Origin of the sequence: Flavobacterium enshiense, from assembly GCF_040750275.1 — a bacterium.
Taxonomy (GTDB): Bacteria; Bacteroidota; Bacteroidia; order Flavobacteriales; family Flavobacteriaceae; genus Flavobacterium; species Flavobacterium enshiense_B.
The window spans coordinates 537539-557323 of sequence record NZ_JBDOCV010000001.1 but is presented as its reverse complement, the minus strand read 5'-3'; the positions used below and the strand labels follow the sequence as shown (position 1 = coordinate 557323).

Below are 19785 nucleotides of genomic sequence, written 5' to 3'. Positions count from 1 at the left end.
CTCACGCTTCATTGTTAATAAGTCAAAAAAAATCCGAAGCGGTAAGGCCTCGGATTGTATGCTTTGCGAACAGGCGGTTTTACTCTTTGTATTCGCCCATTTTGCTGTATTTATCCATTCTCTGAGCCACTAAATCTGTTGTTGATAAATCTTTCAGTTCGTTAAACGCTTTAAGAATATATTGCTCAACCGTTTTAAAAGTTGTCTCTCTGTCGAAGTGTGCTCCTCCTAGTGGTTCCGGGATGATATCGTCTACAAGGTTCTGCTTTTTCATATCGTAAGACGTCAGTTTCAACGCTTCGGCTGCCTGCTCTTTATATTCCCAGCTTCTCCAAAGAATTGAAGAACAAGACTCTGGTGAAATTACAGAATACCAAGTGTTTTCCAACATGAATACTTTGTCACCCACACCAATTCCTAAGGCTCCACCTGAAGCCCCTTCACCTACAATAATGGTGATAATCGGCACTTTTAAACGCATCATTTCCAGAATGTTTCGGGCAATAGCTTCTCCCTGACCTCTTTCTTCCGCTTCCAAACCAGGATAAGCTCCCGGGGTATCTACCAAAGTAATCACAGGGATCCCGAACTTTTCCGCCATTTTCATTAAACGAAGTGCTTTACGGTATCCTTCCGGATTCGCCATACCAAAATTTCGGTACTGACGGGTTTTAGTATTGTATCCTTTCTGTTGCCCTACAATCATGAAAGACTGTCCGCCGATTTTTCCTAAACCACCAATCATGGCTTTGTCGTCTTTTACACCTCTGTCTCCAAAAAGTTCTAAAAAAGTTTCTCCACACAACGCTCGTACGTGATCCATCGTATACGGGCGGTTAGGATGTCTGGAAAGCTGTACACGTTGCCAGGCACTAAGGTTTTTATATATCTCTTTCTTGGTTTCTTCTAACTTTTTTTCGATTTGTTTGCAGGTATTGGAAACATCAACGTCCGATTCCTGACCGATAATCTGGCATTTATCCAATTGATCCTCAAGCTCTTTAATCGGAAGTTCAAAATCTAAGTATTCCATTTTGTTCTGATTCTTTTGATTTTAGTTTGACCACAAAGATAAAATTTTCATTTTACATTGCAGAAACTATTTCGTAATTAGTTTTTAACTTTCTTGTAATTCTTGATAACACCATTAAGGATTACCGTTACCAATATTATTGCGGCTCCGATATAAAATTCAGAACTCATTTTTTCACTCTCACTAAACACCAAAATCCCTAAAATGATGCCATAAATCGGTTCCAGATTAATCGTTAACATTACGGTATAAGGCGTTAGGAATTTCATAACTTTTACCGATGCCAAAAAGGCATATGCCGTACAGAACGACCCTAAAACCAAAAGCCACATCAAATCTTTTAGAGAAATCTGAAAAAATTCCGCAGTAAAACTTCCGCTGAAAAGAAGGTATAATGAAAAGAAGCCCACGCCTCCCAATAATTCATAGAAAGTGATCACGGCTGCATCATTGTGCTTGGCAAATTTCCCGTTGATAACCGAAAATAACGCCGACAGGAAGGCCGAAATTAATGCCAGAATAATTCCTTCCACATAATTCCCTTCCACTTTAAAAATAATTCCAAGCCCTAAAACTACCAGTAACCCGAAAAAAACTTCATAAAAAACAATCTTTTTTCCGTAAAAAATAGGCTCCAATATGGAGGCAAATAAAGCCCCGGTAGACAAACAGGCCAGCGTTACCGAAATATTGGAAACCTTAATTGCCTGAAAAAAAGTAAACCAATGCATGGCAATCACCAAGCCCGAGAAAAGAAAACCGATCATTAACCGCTTGGATACTGTCAATGCTGTTTTAGTCATCTTTATATAGATGAAAATAATTGAAACCGCAATCAGCATACGAAACCAAACCAACGGCAAGGCTTCCAAAGAGATTAATTTCCCTAAAACAGCGGTAAATCCCCAGACAAAAACAATGAAATGGAGATGGAGATAACTCTTTAGTTTATCGTTTTGCATTGCGAAGTAGGTATACTGCCAAAATTCCGAAAAGCACATTTGGCAACCACACGGCTACCAATGGAGGAATACTGGACGCTTCGGCCAAAACACCGAAAATTTTATCAAAAAATACAAACGTAAAAGCCAATGCAATTCCCAAGGCAAGGTTTACCCCCATACCTCCTCTTCGTTTCATAGCCGAAACAGAAACCGCGATAAGGGTCAAAATAAACGCAGAAACAGGTAAACTGTATTTTCTGTACTTTACTACCAAGTACCTGTTAATATTTGACGAACCCCGTACTTTTTCCTTCTCAATAAATTTATTAAGTTCTCCTAAAGTCATGGTTTCTGCAATGTAGACAACCGGAGTTAAATCGTCTATATCGAAATTAAGCTTCATTTTTTGCTCATCTGAAGCAATCAGGTGATCATCCAATTCACCTACTATCCTTTTTTTGAAACCGTATAAACTGTAAGTGCTGTCGTTTTCATTCCATTTAATACGATTGGCACTTATTTTATATTCTAACTTATTATCTTTAAACTTCTCCAATGAAAAATTAAAGCCCATTTTGGACATATAATTAAAGTTACTAACATAGATAAACTCGTCCTGACTAATCTGACGGTACACATCCATGTTTTCCCTTATTTTTGGATTATTTTTAAGATAAGTATATCGAAAGTCATTGTATCCTTTACTGGCACTTGGCACTAAAACTAAAGCCATCAGCAATGCAAACAAGGAAACTATTGTAGCTCCCATGAGATAAGGCTTTAGGAATCGGGTAAAGGAAATCCCTGAGCTCAAAATAGCTATAATCTCAGTATTATTAGCCAATTTCGAAGTAAACCAGATTACCGATAAAAACAAAAATATCGGAAAAAGCATGTTGGCAAAATAAATGGTAAAATCAAGATAATACAATAAAACCTCCGTAAACGGAACCTTATTTTCAATCATCTTATTAACCTTTTCGGAAACATCTACCACTATCCCAATGGGGATAAAAAGAAGCAACATCACCGAGAAAGTAGCCAAATATCGCTTAAGAATGTACCAATCAATTATTTTCATTAGAACTGATTTCTGATTTTCTGCTTATACAATTACAATCGCTGACTCATGTTTCGCACCATCATGTCTTTCCACTGACGGAAATCGCCGGCTAAGATATGTTTTCTGGCCTCGCGAACCAACCACATGTAAAAACCTAAATTATGAATGGTCGCGATTTGTTTTCCTAAATATTCGTCCGCTGCAAAAAGGTGACGCAGATAGGCTTTAGTGTATTCGGTATCCACAAACGTGTGCCCCATTTCATCAATAGGAGAAAAATCATCGGCCCATTTTTTATTTTTGATATTGATGGTTCCGTTAGCCGTGAACAACATTCCGTTTCGGGCATTTCGGGTTGGCATTACACAATCGAACATATCAATCCCTAATGCAATGTTTTCCAAAATATTAATTGGCGTTCCAACACCCATTAAATAACGGGGCTTGTCTTCCGGAAGAATAGCAGTAACTACTTCAGTCATCGCATACATTTCTTCGGCAGGTTCTCCAACAGAAAGACCTCCGATAGCATTTCCCTGCGCTCCGGCATTCGCTATATACTCAGCAGACTGTGCTCTTAAATCTTTATAGGTACTTCCCTGAACAATCGGAAAAAAAGTTTGTTCGTAACCGTACTTATAAGGTAATTTCTCCAGATGATTGATACATCGGTCCAACCAACGGTGCGTCATGTGCATCGAACGTCTAGCATAATGATAATCACAAGGATAGGGTGTACATTCATCAAAAGCCATAATAATATCCGCACCAATAGTACGCTGAATCTCCATTACACTTTCAGGAGAAAAGAAGTGGTACGAACCGTCAATGTGTGATTTGAATTTTACGCCCTCTTCCTTAATTTTCCTATTAGATGAAAGCGAATACACCTGATAACCGCCGGAATCCGTTAAAATATTACGGTCCCAATTCATAAACTTGTGTAAACCTCCTGCTTTTTCAAGAATATCGGTTTGTGGTCTTAAATATAAATGATACGTATTTCCTAAGATGATATCCGGATTGATATCGTTTTTCAATTCCCGCTGGTGCACTCCTTTAACAGAAGCCACTGTTCCCACCGGCATAAAAATTGGCGTTTCAATTACACCGTGATCTGTGGTTATAAATCCGGCCCTTGCCTTTGATTGTGGGTCTTTCTGTACTAAATCGAACTTCATATATACATTTTACAATCGGCAAAGATAAGAGAATTGTGAATTAACAATTGTGAATTGTGAATTAAATTAACATCTGTAAAATTCCAAATCTTTCAATTCTTCGATCTTTAAATCTTTAAATTTCAAATCTTAAAATCCAATTATCTGATTATCTTTGCAGCAGTTTAACTTTTACAATCACAATGAAACCTAACATTCAACAATTAAACAATTTAACGATTCAGGTAAGAAGAGACATTCTTCGTATGGTTCATGCTGTAAATTCAGGTCACCCTGGAGGATCTTTGGGCTGTACAGAATTTTTGGTGGTGTTATACAAACACTTGATGGAGCGCAAGCCTGAATTCGATATGAACGGAATTGGAGAAGACATTTTCTTCTTGTCAAACGGACATATTTCACCTGTTTTTTACAGCGTATTGGCAAGAAGCGGTTATTTCCCTGTTAAAGAATTGGCTACCTTCAGAAAACTGAACTCCAGATTGCAAGGTCACCCGACTACACACGAAGGACTTCCAGGTGTAAGAATGGCGTCAGGATCTTTAGGACAAGGTCTATCAGTAGCCATTGGTGCTGCTCAGGCAAAAAAGCTGAACAACGACAACCACCTCATTTATGCCTTAACGGGTGATGGTGAGTTACAAGAAGGACAAAACTGGGAAGCCATCATGTATGCATCGGCTAAAAAAGTGGACAACTTAATTGCAACAGTGGATTTGAACGGAAAACAAATTGACGGTGCGACAGACGATGTACTTTGCATGGGTGATTTGAAAGCGAAATTCGTTGCTTTTGATTGGGATGTGGTTGAAATTAAAGAAGGAAACAACATTGAAGCCATCATAGCCGGAATGACACACGCCAAATCATTAACCGGAAAAGGAAAACCGGTTTGTGTTTTATTACACACTGAAATGGGTCACGGGGTAGACTACATGATGCACACGCACGCATGGCACGGAAAAGCGCCGAACGACGATCAATTGGCTGCTGCTTTAGCTCAAAATTATTCTGAAGACGAAGTGGATTACTAGCATGAAAATTGACGATTATAAATTTCTGATAACAGAATTTTTAAGTCTTTCAATTTTTAAATCTTTCAATTAAAATTCAAATGAAAAAATATACAAATACAGGAAGTAAAGATACCCGTTCCGGTTTTGGAGCTGGAATGACCGAATTAGGTCAGAAGAACGAAAATGTTGTGGCTTTATGCGCTGACTTAATCGGTTCTTTAAAATTTGACGATTTCAAAAAAAATCACCCGGAACGCTTTTTCCAAATCGGTATTGCAGAAGCAAACATGATTGGAATTGCAGCAGGTTTAACTGTTGGAGGAAAAATTCCTTTTACCGGAACTTTCGCTAACTTTTCCACGGGGCGTGTGTATGACCAGATTCGCCAGTCCGTGGCTTATTCGGATAAAAATGTAAAAATATGTGCTTCTCACGCCGGATTAACGTTAGGAGAAGACGGTGCAACACACCAGATTTTAGAAGACATCGGTTTAATGAAAATGTTACCGGGAATGACCGTAATCAATACTTGTGATTACAATCAAACCAAAGCGGCAACGATTGCATTGGCAGACCACCACGGTCCAGCTTATTTGCGTTTTGGTCGTCCGGTAGTACCAAACTTCACCCCTGCTGACGAGCCGTTTGTAATCGGAAAAGCGGTTATGCTGAATGAAGGAACTGATGTAACCATCATCGCAACAGGACACTTGGTTTGGGAAGCTTTGATTGCTGCTGAAGCATTGGAAGCTAGAGGAATTTCTGCCGAAGTAATTAACATTCACACTATTAAACCTTTGGACGAAGAAGCGATTTTGAAATCGGTTGCTAAAACAGGTTGTGTGGTTACAGCTGAAGAGCACAATATTTTAGGAGGTTTAGGTGAAAGTGTTTCAAGAGTTTTGGCTTTAAACAATCCGAAACCTCAGGAATTTGTTGCCGTTCAGGACAGCTTTGGAGAATCGGGAACACCAGAACAATTAATGGAGAAATACAAGTTAAACAATCAGGCGATTGTGGAAGCTGTAGAAAAAGTGATGAAGCGAAAATAATCCTTTTCGTTTCGCTCACCCATAAAAAAATCCCGCTCAGTGAGCGGGATTTTTTATTTTTATTATTTGATATTCTTAATTACAATTCTTATCCAAATGTTTTCTTACCCTTGTCGGTGAAGTAAAATCTACACCACCACAGGCTGGAATACCTTGTCTTTCATCTACATATGGCGTAGAAAGATCATCAATCGCTGCGCCATTGAATGGATAATACCTAACAACATCATTTGGATCGTCAGGATCTATATATTTAATTTCATTTTTAGTCGAAAACCCGTCATTATCATCATCTGCATCAAATACATTCGGAATCCCGTCGGCATCCGTATCTAATAATGTTCCGTCTTCATTAAGCACGTATTCGTATCTTGATTCAATCAAGTCAAAATCATTATCAACATATTCAACATCATAAAGATTGAAGGTAAAAATAAGCGGTGCATAATACGGAATTGTTCCGGCAGCCTGATTGTAATATCCCAACCCAGAAGGCAGGAACATTACCCCTGAACCGTAATTGGTATGGCTCAAAGTACCATCCGCATTATTTGAATTTTGACCAGATCTGAATTCTGGAAAAATATACTCCCATCCTTTTGTCTGAACACTTACCAAATTAATTGCAACCTGATTTGGTGTATTATCAAACTGACCAGTTTCCAACTCATACCCTTCTTCTTCAGAAATATACTCTCTTGTTAACCATTCCCCTTTATACGAAGTATAGACTTTATCTACGCCGCATGGCTTTTTGCCACTTGCATCGGTATCATCTTTATCATCAAGTTTAAGGTAGTACACTTTAAATTCAACACCAAAACGTTTAACCATTTTGTACAATAAAGGATATTCTGTCTGATCCCAAATGGATACCGTATGTGTTTCATCCAGCGGTTTCATTTCAACATTAGTCACATCTCCATCTGGATTCTTAGTCACATCAATATAATACCTGTGAAGGTAATCTTCAATTTTAACTAAATCCTCAGCATATACATCTGCATGCGGACGAGGCGGCTCTGCTGTTGGTACGTCGTCTTTCTGGCAACTTGCACCCAATAGTAACAATCCGATTCCTAAACCGTATAAAACCTTATTCATCATTAACAAATTTTAATGGCGCAAGATACAATTTTACTTTATTTTTGTACCATTATTAACAGTGTTTTTAACGAATTCCAATGAGAATCGACAAATACCTATGGTGCGTTCGCTACTACAAAACGAGAAGTATCGCCACAGAAGCCTGCAAAAAAGGTCGTATTACCGTAAACGGACAGGAAGCCAAACCGTCACGCGATGTATTCCCTTCTGATAAAATCACCTTACGAAAAGACCAAATCAATTATATACTAACGGTTTTAGACATTCCCGAAAACCGTGTTGGAGCCAAATTGGTAGATATTTACCGAAAAGACGAAACACCAGCCGAAGCCTTTGCTCATTTGGAAATGCTTAAACTTTCTAAAGAACATTACCGTACCAAAGGCCAGGGACGACCAACAAAAAAAGACCGTCGCGACATTGATGATTACACCTTAGACCCGGAAGACAATGACACTGAATAAAGCCTATTGGGAAAACCGCTACCTTACCAATGAAACCGGCTGGGATGTTGGAACAATAACAACACCTTTAAAAGCATACATTGACCAACTTGAGGATAAAACCCTTAAAATTCTTATTCCCGGAGCAGGAAACGGCTATGAAATAGATTATCTGCTTGAAAAAGGTTTTTCTAATGTATTTGTAATCGATTTAGCCGAAGCACCTTTAAAAAATATCCGGAAGCGCAATCCCGATCTACCAAAAGAAAACCTGATTCAGAAAGATTTTTTTGAACTGGAAGACTCCTTTGATCTTATTATAGAACAAACATTCTTTTGCGCTTTAAACACTGAACTACGAAAAAACTATGCCTCTAAAACCCATTCGCTTTTAAAACCAAAAGGTAAAATCTTTGGCTTATTGTTCAATTTTCCTTTAACAGAAGTTGGACCGCCTTTCGGAGGAAGCAAAGAAGAATACCAGAATTTATTTTCAGAACTATTCATCATTAAAACACTTGAAACAGCTTATAATTCAATTAAACCAAGATCAGAAAAAGAGTTATTCTTCATCTTTCTTCCTAAATAATATTTAGCCTGAGGAAGAAGAAATCTATATTTAAATTCTTTATTTTTGATTTAAATTTTAAAACAAAAGGCTTTTCAAGTCGGTTTGAAACAAAATAACAACACAACATGCAAAACATCATTTTAACCAAAGCTGAAATCCAGCATAAAACCAAACGAATGGCTTTCCAGATTTACGAAACGTTTTCCGATGAAACCGAAGTCGTTTTAGCAGGAATTGCCAACAGTGGTTACACCTTCGCAAAAAAAATCGCAGCCGAGCTGGAGCAGATTTCAGATTTAAAAGTAATCTTGTGCGAAGTGCAGATTAACAAAAACAATCCGCAGGACGAAATTATCACATCCCTGAAAAAAGAAGAGTACGAAAATAAAGGACTGGTTTTAATTGACGATGTTTTAAACTCGGGAACCACATTAATTTATGGCGTAAAGCACTTTTTAGACGTTCCGCTGAAAAAATTTAAAACCGCAGTCCTGGTAGACCGCAATCATAAAAAATACCCTGTAAAAGCAGATTTTAAAGGAATTTCTTTGTCGACATCATTATTAGAACACATTCAGGTGGTTTTCGAAAACGAAGACGAATACGCGTACTTAAGCTAGCTTTCCGATTATTTCGTTTGCAATTTCCGAAGGCTCCTTACCATCAACAGAAAGCACATTTTTTGCTTTATGATAAAAATAACTTCGGTCGAACAAATGTTTGGCTATAAACTCTTCAAATTCTGCATCGTCCAGTTTAGCAATAAGCGGACGATGTTTTTTTTCCTGCATTAATCGTCCTGACAACTCTTTAACGGAAGCTTTCAGATAAAAGGAAGCCACATCCTCCTGTTGCAAAAAAAGATGATTATTGGCATAACAAGGTGTTCCTCCTCCAAGGCTAAGAATAAAATCATCCTGTTTGCTTAAAAAATCACGTAAGGTTTCGTGTTCTAATTTCCGAAATTTGATCTCCCCGATTTCCAAAAAAAGTTCCGAAATAGTTTTTTGGGATTTTTTTTCAATAATTTCATCCAAATCATAAAAGGGAATTCTAGCTTTTTCAGACAATAATTTACCAATTGTCGTCTTTCCCGATCCCATATAACCAATTAAAACAATTTTTTGCATCCGAATAAAACCTTATAAATTAAGCGCTTACCAATTTCCTTTAAAAAAAAGTCAAATTTATAATAAATTTCCCTTGGAAAATAAATAATAGGCCTTATATTTGCACCCGCAATCAGGAAATGATTTCAGACTCGGTAGCTCAGCTGGTAGAGCACATCACTTTTAATGATGGGGTCCTGGGTTCGAATCCCAGCCGGGTCACGAATGAATGAAAATAAAAGAAAAAGTGTAAAGTTCGCTTTTAAACTTTTTTGTTAGTTTCATTTTCAAAGCGGAGCTTTGAGGGATCAACGAAGTTAATCCTATTTAAGACCTAAATTCATTTCCTGAATGCTACGACTCGGTAGCTCAGCTGGTAGAGCACATCACTTTTAATGATGGGGTCCTGGGTTCGAATCCCAGCCGGGTCACAAAAGTCAAACAGTTTTGTTTGGCTTTTTTTGTTTACAAAGGCCACGTGGAGAAATTGGTAGACTCGCCATCTTGAGGGGGTGGTGCTGCAAGGCGTATGGGTTCGAATCCCATCGTGGTCACGAATAAATTAAAACATAAGCAAAAGCGTAAAGTTTACTTTTAAGATTTTGTGTTGTTTTAATTTTCAAAGCGGAGCTTAATTGGGAAAAACAAATTCTATCCCATCGTGGTCACGAATAAATATAAAGCAGAATTTAAATTGCAAAGTTTACTTCAGAAGTTTAAATTCTGCTTTATATTTTCAAAGCGGAGCTTTGTGGAAGGCCAAAGTCAATCTGATTGTGGTCACAACCCTTTAAGCATATAATTCTTCAATGCTTTAAGAAAAGGAATTTTTGGACAACTCCATATAACAACTAAATCTTCCCAAAGTGTTGTTTTTTCATCTAAAAATTTAAAAACCAGCTTAGGTTTTACTTTAGAAAACATCCCTGAAAACAATTCATACCCTAATTCATTCCTCGCAAACAAAACAGCAACAAACAAATTATCGTAGAAAGTAAAACGGTTGGTTTTGTAAAACCGTCTGAAATCGACAGTATCTTTCTGAAGTATTGCAATAACTCGCTTTGAAAATTTCGCTGCATTTTTAAACGTATAGCCGGTACTGGCTTTCGTCCAGCCACCCGCCGAACCAATATTTAAAATCCGCTTAGAGTTATTCCTCCAAAAAGGAAACGCAGACATGGGTATAATACCTTTTTCTCTCCGTGTAATTTCGTACGTTGAAATTCCTTTCTTTGCTAAATACTGCTCTATTTCAATCCGGTAAGCTTCCTCATTTAAAACGTCTGCAGAAAAAAGTGTATACTCTACTAAAGCTTCTGTTTCAGAAATCGGCAAAACATACATGAACCGTGTATTCCCTTTCTGAGACACTGAAAAATCCATAAAACCTGCTTTGTCCCTATCAAAAAAAGGGCTTTTGGTCTTTATAAACCAACCTTCAAAATGCTGTAACAGCAATGGATATTCTGCATCATTCTTTAACGAATTCAAATCCAGAATACTGTTAAATAAAATTACACCTTTGTAACTGGATTGCAACGTAAAAACCTCAACTTCCTCATTAACAACTTCCTGAAAAGACTGGACTTGTTCTTTTCTCCATTCAATTTCCGGGCACGCCTTCAATTCAGAAAGAATGCGCTCATAAAAGGTTTTGGATTCGATCATTTTATACCGAAAATCTTCCGAAAAACAATCAATTTCAATTTCATTATTCTGAAAACCACCTTTCGACCATGTTTTGCTTACGGCCCAATCCCAGTCGCCTACCCTATTTTCCCAAAAACACCAGGTTCGGTCGTTTGAATTTTTCTCATCCGGATCCAACAATAAAATACGTTTTCCAGAAAACAAACCACAGCATTCCATCTCATATAAAACCATAAGAGCTGCCAATCCGACGCCGGAAAAAATGTAATCGTACTTCATGTTTAGCAATGGTTTATTTGCAAATGTAACGAAAGCGTTGAAATAATTTCTTAAATTTGTTTAACAAAAAACCACAATCGATGAACATAATTAAAAGTGTGTTTAGCATTAAAGATTTGGAAAACCTCTCCGGAATAAAAGCACATACCATCCGAATCTGGGAGAAAAGGTACGGCTTACTGGAACCGATGCGATCCGAGACCAACATACGAAATTACGATATTGAAAACCTGCAGAAACTGCTCAATGTAACCTTGTTGTATAACAACAATTATAAAATTTCAAAAATCGCACAACTTCATCCGGAAAAAATTGCGGAACTGGTTCATCAGATAGGAACTACCGAAAATTCAATGAGTCATGTTCTTGCGAATTTTAAATTGGCCATGATGAATTTTGACGAAGCGCTGTTTCTGAAAACCTACAACAACCTGGAGCGCGAAAAAGACTTTTCAGCCATCTTTTTTGACGTACTGATACCTCTTTTACATGAAATTGGACTCTTGTGGCAAACCGATACCATCACGCCGGCACACGAGCATTTCATCAGCTACCTGATCAAACAGAAGCTATTGGTAAGCATCGAAAAACTGCAATTGGAACCTAAAAAAAGTGATAAAACGTTTGTACTCTTTTTACCTCACAACGAAATTCACGAACTCGGGCTATTGTACCTGAATTATGAAATTCTGCGTAACGGATTTAAAACCATTTTTCTAGGCCCCAGCATTCCTTTACAATGTCTTACTGACATAAAAAAGCACTTCAATAATATTACTTTTGTTACTTACATTACCGTAGAACCCGGTCCTGATTCGATAAACCATTATCTTGATGAATTCCAGAAGCAACTCTTAAACACTACCGATTCGGAATTGTGGGTGTTTGGAAAAATGACAGAATTCATCGATAACCAAAATGACACCAAAAAAACCATCATTTTTAAACAGATTTCCGATGTTACCGGTAAATTAAAAAAATAAAAAGTTTTATTTATTTTGTTTAACTTTTTAGTATATTTGTTAAACAAAATATGAAAACCAGTATACAAATAATCGGATCCGGATTTTCCTCTTTGGCCGCAGCCTGTTACTTGGCCAAAGCAGGTTGTACTGTAACGATTTATGAAAAAAACAGCACCATTGGCGGTCGCGCCCGACAACTTAAAAAAGAAGGATTTACATTCGATATCGGTCCTACCTGGTATTGGATGCCCGATGTATTCGAACGTTTCTTTGCCGATTTCAACAAAAAACCTTCCGACTATTATGAACTAATCAAACTAAATCCGGCCTATCAGGTGTATTTTGATACTCTGGATTTTGTCACAATTGCAGATAATCTAGACGATATTGCCAATACGTTTGAAACCATAGAAAAGGGAAGCGGTACGAAATTAAGACGCTTTATGAAAGTGGCGCAAAGCAATTACGACATCGCCATTAAAAATCTAGTATATCGTCCGGGTGTTTCCCCTTTAGAATTGATTACCCCGCAAACAGCCTTAAAAGCGGGACAGTTTTTCAGCACTATTTCCAACGATATTCGCAAACAGTTTAAAAACAAAAGACTGATTCAGATATTGGAATTCCCGGTGTTGTTTTTGGGAGCCAAACCTTCGGATACACCCTCCTTTTACAGTTTTATGAATTTTGCCGATTTCGGTTTGGGCACCTGGCATCCCAAAAACGGGATGTACAGTGTGATTTTAGCGATGGAAAGCCTGGCGAGAGAATTAGGTGTGATAATTAAAACCAATACTGAAGTGCAAAAAATTCTGGTCGAGAACGGAAAAACAATTGGGCTAGTGGCCAATGGCAAAGCACTTTACAGTGATATCGTGGTAAGCGGTGCCGATTACCATCATTCGGAAAGCTTACTGGACAGTGAGCATCGTGCTTATTCGGAACAATATTGGGATAAAAAGACTTTTGCCCCTTCTTCCCTGCTGTTTTATGTCGGATTTAACAAAAAACTGGAGAACGTAGAACATCATACTCTTTTCTTCGATGTGGATTTTGATGTGCACGCTTCGGCGATTTACGACCAACCGAAATGGCCAGAGGAACCATTATTTTATGCAAGTTTCCCATCCAAAACCGATTCCAATGTTGCGCCACAGGGCTGTGAAGCGGGAATTTTTTTAATTCCGTTAGCGCCGGGGTTGGACGATACCAAAACGTTGCGGGAAGAGTATTTTGATAAAATCATAAATCGTTTGGAAAGCCTTACCAATCAAAGCGTAAAAGAGTCAATTCTTTTTAGCGAATCATTTTGCGTGAACGATTTTATAAAAGACTACAATTCATACAAAGGTAATGCCTACGGAATGGCGAATACTCTCATGCAAACCGCCTTTTTGCGTCCGAAACTGAAAAGTAAAAAAGTAGAAAACTTATATTTCACAGGACAATTGACGGTACCGGGTCCAGGTGTTCCGCCTTCGCTGATATCGGGAAAACTTGTATCCGATCTAATCCAAAAAAATTACAAACCTGAAAAACAACTCGTATGAAAGCACTTTTTGACCAAATTTCATTTGAATGCAGCAGAAATGTAACCAAGGCCTACAGTACTTCGTTTGCGAGTGCTGTACGAATGTTGGCGCCCAGCATCCGTCAGGACATTTACAACATTTACGCTTTTGTTCGTTTTGCTGACGAAATTGTAGATACTTTTCACGATTACGACAAAGAAGCGCTGTTCGGTTTTTTTGAAGATGATTTACAAAAAGCACTCGACAATAAAATCAGTTTGAACCCGGTGTTGAATTCTTTTCAGACTACGGTTCACAAATATGCTATTCCAAAGTCGATGATCGATGCTTTCATGAAAAGTATGAAGCAGGATTTGTACAAAAAAGAATATACCACCTTCGACGAATATTCCGATTACATTTACGGTTCGGCTGATGTTGTGGGGCTGATGTGCCTGAAAGTATTTGTAAAAGGAAACGATGCCAAATACGAAGAATTAAAACATTCGGCCATGCGCTTGGGTTCGGCGTTTCAAAAAGTGAATTTTTTACGGGATTTGAAAGCAGATTTTGAAGAACTCAATCGCACCTATTTTCCCAATACTGATTTAACGTGCCTGAATGAAGAAACAAAACAACAGATTATCACAGAAATTGAAGCCGATTTTGAAGCCGGTTTCAAAGGCATTCTAAAACTACCGATGGAAGCCAAGTTTGGCGTTTACACTGCTTACGTTTACTACAAAAAACTATTATCCAAACTCAAAAAAACGCCTTCCCTGGAAATTAAGAACACCCGAATCAGAGTGCCTGATTATGAAAAAGTGGGATTACTGGCCAATTGCTATCTGAAATACCACTTAAATTTACTCTAAAATAAACAACCATGTGGATTCATTTTTTTGTTTTTCTGCTCACCTTCTGCTTTATGGAATTTATGGCATGGTTCAGTCATAAGTACATCATGCATGGTTTTTTGTGGAGCCTGCACGAAGACCATCATCATAAAACACACAATTCGTGGTTTGAACAAAACGATGCCTTTTTTGTAATTTACGCTATCATTAGCATTACTTTCTTTTTGCTTTGGAAATATGATTTTCTTGAAATAGGTTTGGCCATTGGACTGGGAATTCTGGCTTACGGTATTACGTATTTTATCGTACACGATATTTTTATACACCAACGTTTTAAACTGTTCCGAAATACGAATAATCGGTATGCCAGAGCCGTTAGAAGAGCGCATAAAATGCATCACAAACATTTGGGAAAAGAACATGGTGAATGCTTTGGTATGTTGCTCGTGCCTTGGAAGTATTTTAAAAAACCCTAATAAAAAAGTCCCTGATGGGACTTTTTTATTAGGGTTGAAACAAATCCTGTAACGGTTTTAATTGCTCTACATCGATGTTTGATTTTTGCATCAGCTGCAGCATTTTCAAAACGGTAGTAGGGTTCATGTCTTCGCCGGTTATCCGGACAACGGCTAAACCATTTTCTTTCTTACTTCCGTAAAGAATAAACTCTTCAATATGCTCATCTTTACCTACGCATTTGAACTCGGCTCCGTCTTTTCCTAAATTCACTTTGATTAACGATTCGTACTTTTTATCGTTTAATATCGAAGCAATTTTCTCTTTTTCTGCCTGAATAGCCTCCTGATTTTTACCGTCGGCTTTTAAAGTAAGTACGTTTACTTTTTCAAAAGCATCCAATACTTCTTTTTCATCGGCGGAAAGATTGGCTTTTTCAAGATTCAAAATCGATGGTGAAACATCCAGAACAGTGAAGCCTTGACTAGCCTGTTCACTTTTTTCTACAAAATATTTCTGTAAGGTTGGCTTCTGTTCACAACTTGCAAACAGGAAAGCCGAAACCAACGTTAAAAACAGTAACCGTTGCATAAATTACTTTTTAGAAGCCTTTTTCAGAGAATCACCACCCGGCAAGCTCATTTTTTCGGTAAGCGCGGAAATCTCATCTAAGTCAAAATTACCTGTTAAAGATAATAAAACCGTTTCATTTCCTTTCACATTTACGCCTTCAATAAACATTAAAAGTTCTTTTACCTGACTGCTGGTCGCTCCGGATTTCACATAAATGTTTACTTTTTTACCGCTGTCGTTTATACGCATCAATTCATCTAGCGGGTTGGATTTCAAGTAACTTCCCACGGTTGATTTCATATCGGAAGCTGTCTTGTTGCTGTTGGTAGTAAATACTTTCAGATTGTCTAACTTTTTAAGCAAAGTCATATAAGCCTGCGCTTCTTTATCAGTACCATCTACTTTTACTTTGCTCATCAATTCGAACATTTTCTTGTTCACGATTACCGATGTCACATTTTCCTGACCGTCATATTTGTCGAAGGCAGATTGTGCAAAAATTACCGTTGAACTTAAGGCTATAACTAATGTTAAAAATAACTTTTTCATTTTTTGATTGTTTTTGATTACTTAAAAATTGTTTTTGTTGTTTGATTGTACTCATGAACGTATTCGATACTTTTCACGCCTTCATTTACGTTTTCGGAAACCATTTGAAGGGCTTTTTGCGTTTCGGCGAAAGCGATCTCCGGATCATCAAAAGTTCCTAAATCCTGTTGATGCGTTGGCTCCTGATTCATAAAAAAGTACGTCCCAGCTAAGACTGCCACACTGGCCGCAACAGAAATCCACGCTACATAATTTCGTTTTCTAGGTTGTAGTGGAACTGTTTTGGTAAATTGTTCTTGTTTAGCCTGAGTGAAGTAACCAAAAATCGCTCGATAATTTTCTAAATGGGGCGCCACATTTGAAGAGGAAAAATAAGTCTTAAGCTCTTTTTCTTCGGCGATACTGGTTTCTCCTGAAAAGTATTTCTCTATTAATATTTCTATGTTATGCAATTCCATAATTGTGTTTTTTAACCAATTGTTCTCTAATTTCTTTTCTTGCTCTTGAAAGTGCAACTCTTACTGCTGTTTCGTTCATATCGAGTATTTGCGCAATTTCTGCAAATTCATATTCTTCCACATCCCGCATCTGAATAATTAAACGCTGTTGTTCCGGAAGGGTTTCTATTATTTTTTCTACCCAATTCCAGCTGTCCTTATCCTCAATCTGTTTCTGAACGCTTGCCGCATTATCCGTATAATTACTGTGAACGATTTGCAAATTTGATGCCCTTTTTGATTTTAACTGATCCAAGCAGTAATTTTTGGTTATCGTCATCGCAAAAGCTTCCACACTCGAATATTTGGAAAGCACTTCGTTATTGTTCCATAATTTCACCAAAACCTCCTGTGTTGCATCCTCAGCCTCTTCCGTACTAACCAGCAATCGTTTGGCCATTCGGAACAGCTTATCTTTAAAAGGAGAAATCAGTTTTATAAACTCCTGCTGATTCATACGTAACTATTGGTTGGTTTTGGTTTATATAAGCAAGACGAACTACCTCTTGGTTTGTTACAAGGTACAATAAAAAAAAAATAAACCCTGAACTTTACAACCGTAAAGAACAGGGCCTAATAAGTTAGAATTGATATTACTACTAAAAATCCATAACTTTACCCAACTATCTAATAATTAGATTTTTAAATATTTTTTCTTCAGTATTGACAATTTCCATTACATAGTTTCCGGAAGCCAAATCCGATACTGCTAATTTTTCATGATTTCCTGTCTGAAGACTTTTAACAATTCTTCCCGACATATCAAATAATTTCACAGAGAACTCTGCAGCAGCTGTAAAATAAATCACTCCGGTTGCCGGGTTTGGATACATTAAAAAAAACTTATATCCAAATCCGTGTGTTCCCAACACCTGTTGATGAATAACACCAACCGCCTGCAAATCAAAACCTCCCGTGTCAAATGGTGTAGGGTACGAATCGTTAATGGCATTACCAAAACTGTCGTACGTGGCATATACTGAACTAATACTTCCCACAACATCAATAATCTTTACATGTGTAACATGCTGCTTGTTCAATAACGGATTGTCAGGAATTTCACTTAAATCAAACGGTGTTCCGTGAGTTCCTTCATACTTACCGGCAATATTGTGCAAATAGGGCGCCGAAGGTGTTTCGAAAGTTCCAATCTGGGTATTGACCTGTGTTTGACTGTGCATTGGAAACCCAAAATAATTGACTCCGTCTGAACTTACTTCCACAATCCCCAATTCCAAATACCCTATATTACCGTTTTCGAAGACTGCAAAATCAAATCCAGGGCCGTTGGTAATCGGTAAATTAAAAGTGGCTACCGCTTCTCCTCTATCCCCAAGGCTTACAATGGCTCCCGTTGGAAAACCAACAGCATTTTCCGCTACGCCTGAAGTTACAAACCCTAAGCCCGGCTCGGATAGTTTTATATAACCGCGAGTAAGTGAAATACCACTGGCCCAGGCAACAAACGCCCCATCGTTTTTATGAATAGCCGTAGAACCAGGTTGCCCCGCTGCCGGAGGGTAGGTTTGTGCCATGCCTTGAAGCGTTAACAGGACTAGTAAACAGAATAGTACAGATTTAGGCATTCTCAACTTATTTTATCGCAAGTTTTACCGTTTGCTTCTGATTTTCATTGCGGATTTCCATCATATAAATTCCAGCCTGAAGACCCGACACATCAATTCCTGAAAGCGTATATAGTTCTTCTTTTACCTTCTTACCTGATAAATCGTAAATGACTACATTCACATCCTTATCTGTAGCAATGAAGACTGTTGTAACAGCAGGATTAGGATAAACTTTAAAAACAACTTCTGTCAGATCGTTACCACCTAAGTTACTTGTATTGGATTTATAAAAATGATTCGGAATATTACCTAAGGCATGTGTCGTCAAAAAAGTCCCGTCCGCGTTGTATAGGTGCGCAAAACCTTGAGCTGCATATCCGTTAGCATCAGCAATGTATATTTTGCCATCAATCACATCTAAACCGTAAATTCCCAAAAAGTCAGTTACCGGCGTAGTGATATATGCCGAAGTCGGCAATGTCAAATCCGTAAAAGCCATACGATACACATTGGCATCAATTGTGTAATAAAGGTAATTGGCATCGGAACTTAAATGCAAAGGATGCTGTACGCCCGAAAAAGTAAATTCTGAAACAACTGCATTAGTCCCTAAATCAATTTTATGCAATTTCCCAGCCGTTTCTCCATTGGAACTCCATGAAGGCATTCCTCCTGAAAGCACATACAAATAATTTCCTTTTACAACCATTGCATTCGGCACATCTCCTACATTAATAGTGGCTTCAATACTTGAGGTTACTGGATTAACCACAGATATTGTTGTCCCGTAACCATATCCACCTTGATGGGCAACATATAATTTCCCGTTAACTTCTTCAATTTTTTCCACACCTTCAGGCATCGGGATTGTGCTTTCCACCTGATAGGTAGTCAAATTAATTACAGCTAAATAATCGTCTGTAGTAACCGTTCCATCCCCCCAACAGGTTACATAGGCTTTGTTTTGATAAAATTCTACGTATCTGGGGTTTGTTAAACCGGCCTCAATAGAAGTTACCGAAACAAAAGTCTCTCTATTAACAACTTTAACACTATTGGAAAAATTTAAAACAACCATTGCAATATCCCCGTAGAAACCTATGCTTTGCCCTACATCACCTAAAGGATTATTGTTATTACTAATGCCATAAATATTATTCGTCACCTGATTGTTAGCGGAAATAAAACTTACTGAAGCGGCATTACTTCCCATATTACCTTCATTTAAAACAAAAATTCCATCAAGGTAAGACTGCGAGAACCCTAAAAAACTTAAAAGCGATACTACTATCGAAAATTTATATTTATTTATCATTATGTATTATAAAAAAAGCTTTGCATCGGCAAAGCTTTTCTAG

The 19785-nt window shown here is 37.8% G+C and carries 22 protein-coding genes and 3 tRNA genes; 12 read left to right on the top strand and 13 right to left on the bottom strand.

Annotated features, from left to right (window positions below; translation table 11 throughout):
• Window positions 1-79 precede the first annotated feature (79 nt).
• The 4 genes from ABGT15_RS02615 to tgt form a co-directional block, all read right to left on the bottom strand.
• Complete coding sequence (locus tag ABGT15_RS02615; RefSeq protein WP_367229847.1) at window positions 80-1033, bottom strand: acetyl-CoA carboxylase carboxyltransferase subunit alpha; 954 nt, start codon at window positions 1031-1033, stop codon at window positions 80-82.
• A 77-nt stretch (window positions 1034-1110) separates the two neighbouring features.
• Window positions 1111-1995, bottom strand: coding sequence for a DMT family transporter (locus tag ABGT15_RS02610; RefSeq protein ID WP_367229846.1), 885 nt, complete (start codon window positions 1993-1995; stop codon window positions 1111-1113).
• Window positions 1982-3058 carry an LptF/LptG family permease gene (locus tag ABGT15_RS02605; protein ID WP_367229845.1) on the bottom strand — a complete coding sequence of 359 codons (1077 nt, stop codon included), beginning with the start codon at window positions 3056-3058 and terminating at the stop codon, window positions 1982-1984. Before ABGT15_RS02605 ends, ABGT15_RS02610 begins: the two co-directional genes overlap by 14 nt.
• 32 nt (window positions 3059-3090) lie before the next feature.
• Window positions 3091-4221: a tRNA guanosine(34) transglycosylase Tgt gene (tgt, locus tag ABGT15_RS02600; protein WP_367229844.1), complete on the bottom strand. Its 1131-nt coding sequence runs from the start codon at window positions 4219-4221 to the stop codon at window positions 3091-3093.
• A gap of 182 nt (window positions 4222-4403) precedes the next feature.
• On the opposite strand from tgt, the gene ABGT15_RS02595 reads away from it, so the two are divergent.
• Window positions 4404-5255, top strand: coding sequence for a transketolase (locus ABGT15_RS02595; protein ID WP_367229843.1), 852 nt, complete (start codon window positions 4404-4406; stop codon window positions 5253-5255).
• 80 nt (window positions 5256-5335) lie between these two features.
• Complete coding sequence (locus tag ABGT15_RS02590) at window positions 5336-6289, top strand: transketolase family protein (RefSeq protein ID WP_367229842.1); 954 nt, start codon at window positions 5336-5338, stop codon at window positions 6287-6289.
• 75 nt (window positions 6290-6364) lie between these two features.
• On the opposite strand, the gene ABGT15_RS02585 is transcribed toward ABGT15_RS02590, so the two are convergent.
• Window positions 6365-7396, bottom strand: a complete 1032-nt coding sequence (locus tag ABGT15_RS02585; RefSeq protein ID WP_367229841.1) for an FKBP-type peptidylprolyl isomerase — start codon at window positions 7394-7396, stop codon at window positions 6365-6367.
• A 77-nt stretch (window positions 7397-7473) separates the two neighbouring features.
• On the opposite strand from ABGT15_RS02585, the gene ABGT15_RS02580 reads away from it, so the two are divergent.
• The 3 genes from ABGT15_RS02580 to ABGT15_RS02570 all read left to right on the top strand — a co-directional run bounded on the left by ABGT15_RS02580 (window position 7474) and on the right by ABGT15_RS02570 (window position 9030).
• Entirely contained in the window at window positions 7474-7860 is a 387-nt protein-coding gene (locus ABGT15_RS02580; RefSeq protein ID WP_367229840.1) for an RNA-binding S4 domain-containing protein, read from the top strand.
• The gene (locus ABGT15_RS02575) at window positions 7847-8428 is read left to right on the top strand and encodes a methyltransferase (protein WP_367229839.1); all 582 of its coding nucleotides are present in this window, start codon (window positions 7847-7849) and stop codon (window positions 8426-8428) included. The genes ABGT15_RS02580 and ABGT15_RS02575 overlap by 14 nt, the downstream gene beginning before the upstream one ends.
• Window positions 8429-8535: 107 nt before the next feature.
• Complete coding sequence (locus ABGT15_RS02570) at window positions 8536-9030, top strand: phosphoribosyltransferase domain-containing protein (RefSeq protein WP_367229838.1); 495 nt, start codon at window positions 8536-8538, stop codon at window positions 9028-9030.
• Here ABGT15_RS02570 and ABGT15_RS02565 read toward each other — a convergent pair.
• Window positions 9022-9540 (bottom strand): shikimate kinase, encoded by a 519-nt coding sequence (locus ABGT15_RS02565; RefSeq protein ID WP_367229837.1) that lies wholly within the window; start codon window positions 9538-9540, stop codon window positions 9022-9024. The two genes, ABGT15_RS02570 and ABGT15_RS02565, sit on opposite strands and share 9 nt — an antisense overlap.
• 128 nt (window positions 9541-9668) lie before the next feature.
• Here ABGT15_RS02565 and ABGT15_RS02560 point away from each other — a divergent pair.
• The 3 genes from ABGT15_RS02560 to ABGT15_RS02550 all read left to right on the top strand — a co-directional run bounded on the left by ABGT15_RS02560 (window position 9669) and on the right by ABGT15_RS02550 (window position 10073).
• A tRNA-Lys gene (locus ABGT15_RS02560) sits at window positions 9669-9741 on the top strand.
• Between the two features lie 136 nt (window positions 9742-9877).
• Window positions 9878-9950 (top strand) — tRNA-Lys (locus ABGT15_RS02555).
• 41 nt (window positions 9951-9991) lie between these two features.
• Window positions 9992-10073: transfer RNA gene (locus ABGT15_RS02550), tRNA-Leu, on the top strand.
• A gap of 226 nt (window positions 10074-10299) precedes the next feature.
• On the opposite strand, the gene ABGT15_RS02545 is transcribed toward ABGT15_RS02550, so the two are convergent.
• Window positions 10300-11451 carry a lycopene cyclase family protein gene (locus ABGT15_RS02545; protein ID WP_367229836.1) on the bottom strand — a complete coding sequence of 384 codons (1152 nt, stop codon included), beginning with the start codon at window positions 11449-11451 and terminating at the stop codon, window positions 10300-10302.
• Window positions 11452-11531: 80 nt separating this feature from the next.
• Here ABGT15_RS02545 and ABGT15_RS02540 point away from each other — a divergent pair, with 80 nt between their 5' ends.
• The 4 genes from ABGT15_RS02540 to ABGT15_RS02525 are packed head-to-tail and all read left to right on the top strand — an operon-like array spanning window position 11532 to window position 15260.
• Window positions 11532-12434 carry a MerR family transcriptional regulator gene (locus tag ABGT15_RS02540; protein ID WP_367229835.1) on the top strand — a complete coding sequence of 301 codons (903 nt, stop codon included), beginning with the start codon at window positions 11532-11534 and terminating at the stop codon, window positions 12432-12434.
• 50 nt (window positions 12435-12484) lie between these two features.
• Window positions 12485-13966 (top strand): phytoene desaturase family protein, encoded by a 1482-nt coding sequence (locus tag ABGT15_RS02535; RefSeq protein ID WP_367229834.1) that lies wholly within the window; start codon window positions 12485-12487, stop codon window positions 13964-13966.
• The gene (locus ABGT15_RS02530; RefSeq protein ID WP_367229833.1) at window positions 13963-14802 is read left to right on the top strand and encodes a phytoene/squalene synthase family protein; all 840 of its coding nucleotides are present in this window, start codon (window positions 13963-13965) and stop codon (window positions 14800-14802) included. Before ABGT15_RS02535 ends, ABGT15_RS02530 begins: the two co-directional genes overlap by 4 nt.
• Before the next feature lie 11 nt (window positions 14803-14813).
• Complete coding sequence (locus tag ABGT15_RS02525) at window positions 14814-15260, top strand: beta-carotene hydroxylase (RefSeq protein WP_367229832.1); 447 nt, start codon at window positions 14814-14816, stop codon at window positions 15258-15260.
• A 28-nt stretch (window positions 15261-15288) separates the two neighbouring features.
• Here the strand turns inward: ABGT15_RS02525 and ABGT15_RS02520 are convergent, their stop codons facing one another.
• From ABGT15_RS02520 to ABGT15_RS02495, 6 genes are all read right to left on the bottom strand, one after another.
• Window positions 15289-15831, bottom strand: coding sequence for a DUF4252 domain-containing protein (locus tag ABGT15_RS02520; protein ID WP_367229831.1), 543 nt, complete (start codon window positions 15829-15831; stop codon window positions 15289-15291).
• Between the two features lie 3 nt (window positions 15832-15834).
• Window positions 15835-16362 carry a DUF4252 domain-containing protein gene (locus ABGT15_RS02515; RefSeq protein ID WP_367229830.1) on the bottom strand — a complete coding sequence of 176 codons (528 nt, stop codon included), beginning with the start codon at window positions 16360-16362 and terminating at the stop codon, window positions 15835-15837.
• 17 nt (window positions 16363-16379) lie between these two features.
• The gene (locus ABGT15_RS02510; protein WP_367229829.1) at window positions 16380-16820 is read right to left on the bottom strand and encodes a hypothetical protein; all 441 of its coding nucleotides are present in this window, start codon (window positions 16818-16820) and stop codon (window positions 16380-16382) included.
• Window positions 16807-17316, bottom strand: coding sequence for an RNA polymerase sigma factor (locus ABGT15_RS02505; protein ID WP_367229828.1), 510 nt, complete (start codon window positions 17314-17316; stop codon window positions 16807-16809). Before ABGT15_RS02505 ends, ABGT15_RS02510 begins: the two co-directional genes overlap by 14 nt.
• Window positions 17317-17482: 166 nt before the next feature.
• Window positions 17483-18445, bottom strand: coding sequence for a T9SS type A sorting domain-containing protein (locus ABGT15_RS02500; RefSeq protein ID WP_367229827.1), 963 nt, complete (start codon window positions 18443-18445; stop codon window positions 17483-17485).
• 7 nt (window positions 18446-18452) lie between these two features.
• Complete coding sequence (locus ABGT15_RS02495; protein ID WP_367229826.1) at window positions 18453-19742, bottom strand: T9SS type A sorting domain-containing protein; 1290 nt, start codon at window positions 19740-19742, stop codon at window positions 18453-18455.
• Window positions 19743-19785 lie beyond the last annotated feature (43 nt).

Excerpts from the sequence above, each read along its gene's own strand:
- ABGT15_RS02615 (WP_367229847.1), bottom strand. The coding sequence starts at position 1,033 with ATGGAATACTTAGATTTTGAACTTCCGATTAAAGAGCTTGAGGATCAA.
- ABGT15_RS02590 (WP_367229842.1), top strand. The coding sequence starts at position 5,336 with ATGAAAAAATATACAAATACAGGAAGTAAAGATACCCGTTCCGGTTTT.
- tgt (WP_367229844.1), bottom strand. The coding sequence starts at position 4,221 with ATGAAGTTCGATTTAGTACAGAAAGACCCACAATCAAAGGCAAGGGCC.
- ABGT15_RS02535 (WP_367229834.1), top strand. The coding sequence starts at position 12,485 with ATGAAAACCAGTATACAAATAATCGGATCCGGATTTTCCTCTTTGGCC.
- ABGT15_RS02540 (WP_367229835.1), top strand. The coding sequence starts at position 11,532 with ATGAACATAATTAAAAGTGTGTTTAGCATTAAAGATTTGGAAAACCTC.
- ABGT15_RS02575 (WP_367229839.1), top strand. The coding sequence starts at position 7,847 with ATGACACTGAATAAAGCCTATTGGGAAAACCGCTACCTTACCAATGAA.
- ABGT15_RS02570 (WP_367229838.1), top strand. The coding sequence starts at position 8,536 with ATGCAAAACATCATTTTAACCAAAGCTGAAATCCAGCATAAAACCAAA.
- ABGT15_RS02545 (WP_367229836.1), bottom strand. The coding sequence starts at position 11,451 with ATGAAGTACGATTACATTTTTTCCGGCGTCGGATTGGCAGCTCTTATG.
- ABGT15_RS02595 (WP_367229843.1), top strand. The coding sequence starts at position 4,404 with ATGAAACCTAACATTCAACAATTAAACAATTTAACGATTCAGGTAAGA.
- ABGT15_RS02525 (WP_367229832.1), top strand. The coding sequence starts at position 14,814 with ATGTGGATTCATTTTTTTGTTTTTCTGCTCACCTTCTGCTTTATGGAA.
- ABGT15_RS02515 (WP_367229830.1), bottom strand. The coding sequence starts at position 16,362 with ATGAAAAAGTTATTTTTAACATTAGTTATAGCCTTAAGTTCAACGGTA.
- ABGT15_RS02500 (WP_367229827.1), bottom strand. The coding sequence starts at position 18,445 with ATGCCTAAATCTGTACTATTCTGTTTACTAGTCCTGTTAACGCTTCAA.
- ABGT15_RS02605 (WP_367229845.1), bottom strand. The coding sequence starts at position 3,058 with ATGAAAATAATTGATTGGTACATTCTTAAGCGATATTTGGCTACTTTC.
- ABGT15_RS02565 (WP_367229837.1), bottom strand. The coding sequence starts at position 9,540 with ATGCAAAAAATTGTTTTAATTGGTTATATGGGATCGGGAAAGACGACA.
- ABGT15_RS02510 (WP_367229829.1), bottom strand. The coding sequence starts at position 16,820 with ATGGAATTGCATAACATAGAAATATTAATAGAGAAATACTTTTCAGGA.
- ABGT15_RS02520 (WP_367229831.1), bottom strand. The coding sequence starts at position 15,831 with ATGCAACGGTTACTGTTTTTAACGTTGGTTTCGGCTTTCCTGTTTGCA.
- ABGT15_RS02495 (WP_367229826.1), bottom strand. The coding sequence starts at position 19,742 with ATGATAAATAAATATAAATTTTCGATAGTAGTATCGCTTTTAAGTTTT.
- ABGT15_RS02505 (WP_367229828.1), bottom strand. The coding sequence starts at position 17,316 with ATGAATCAGCAGGAGTTTATAAAACTGATTTCTCCTTTTAAAGATAAG.
- ABGT15_RS02580 (WP_367229840.1), top strand. The coding sequence starts at position 7,474 with ATGAGAATCGACAAATACCTATGGTGCGTTCGCTACTACAAAACGAGA.
- ABGT15_RS02610 (WP_367229846.1), bottom strand. The coding sequence starts at position 1,995 with ATGCAAAACGATAAACTAAAGAGTTATCTCCATCTCCATTTCATTGTT.
- ABGT15_RS02585 (WP_367229841.1), bottom strand. The coding sequence starts at position 7,396 with ATGATGAATAAGGTTTTATACGGTTTAGGAATCGGATTGTTACTATTG.
- ABGT15_RS02530 (WP_367229833.1), top strand. The coding sequence starts at position 13,963 with ATGAAAGCACTTTTTGACCAAATTTCATTTGAATGCAGCAGAAATGTA.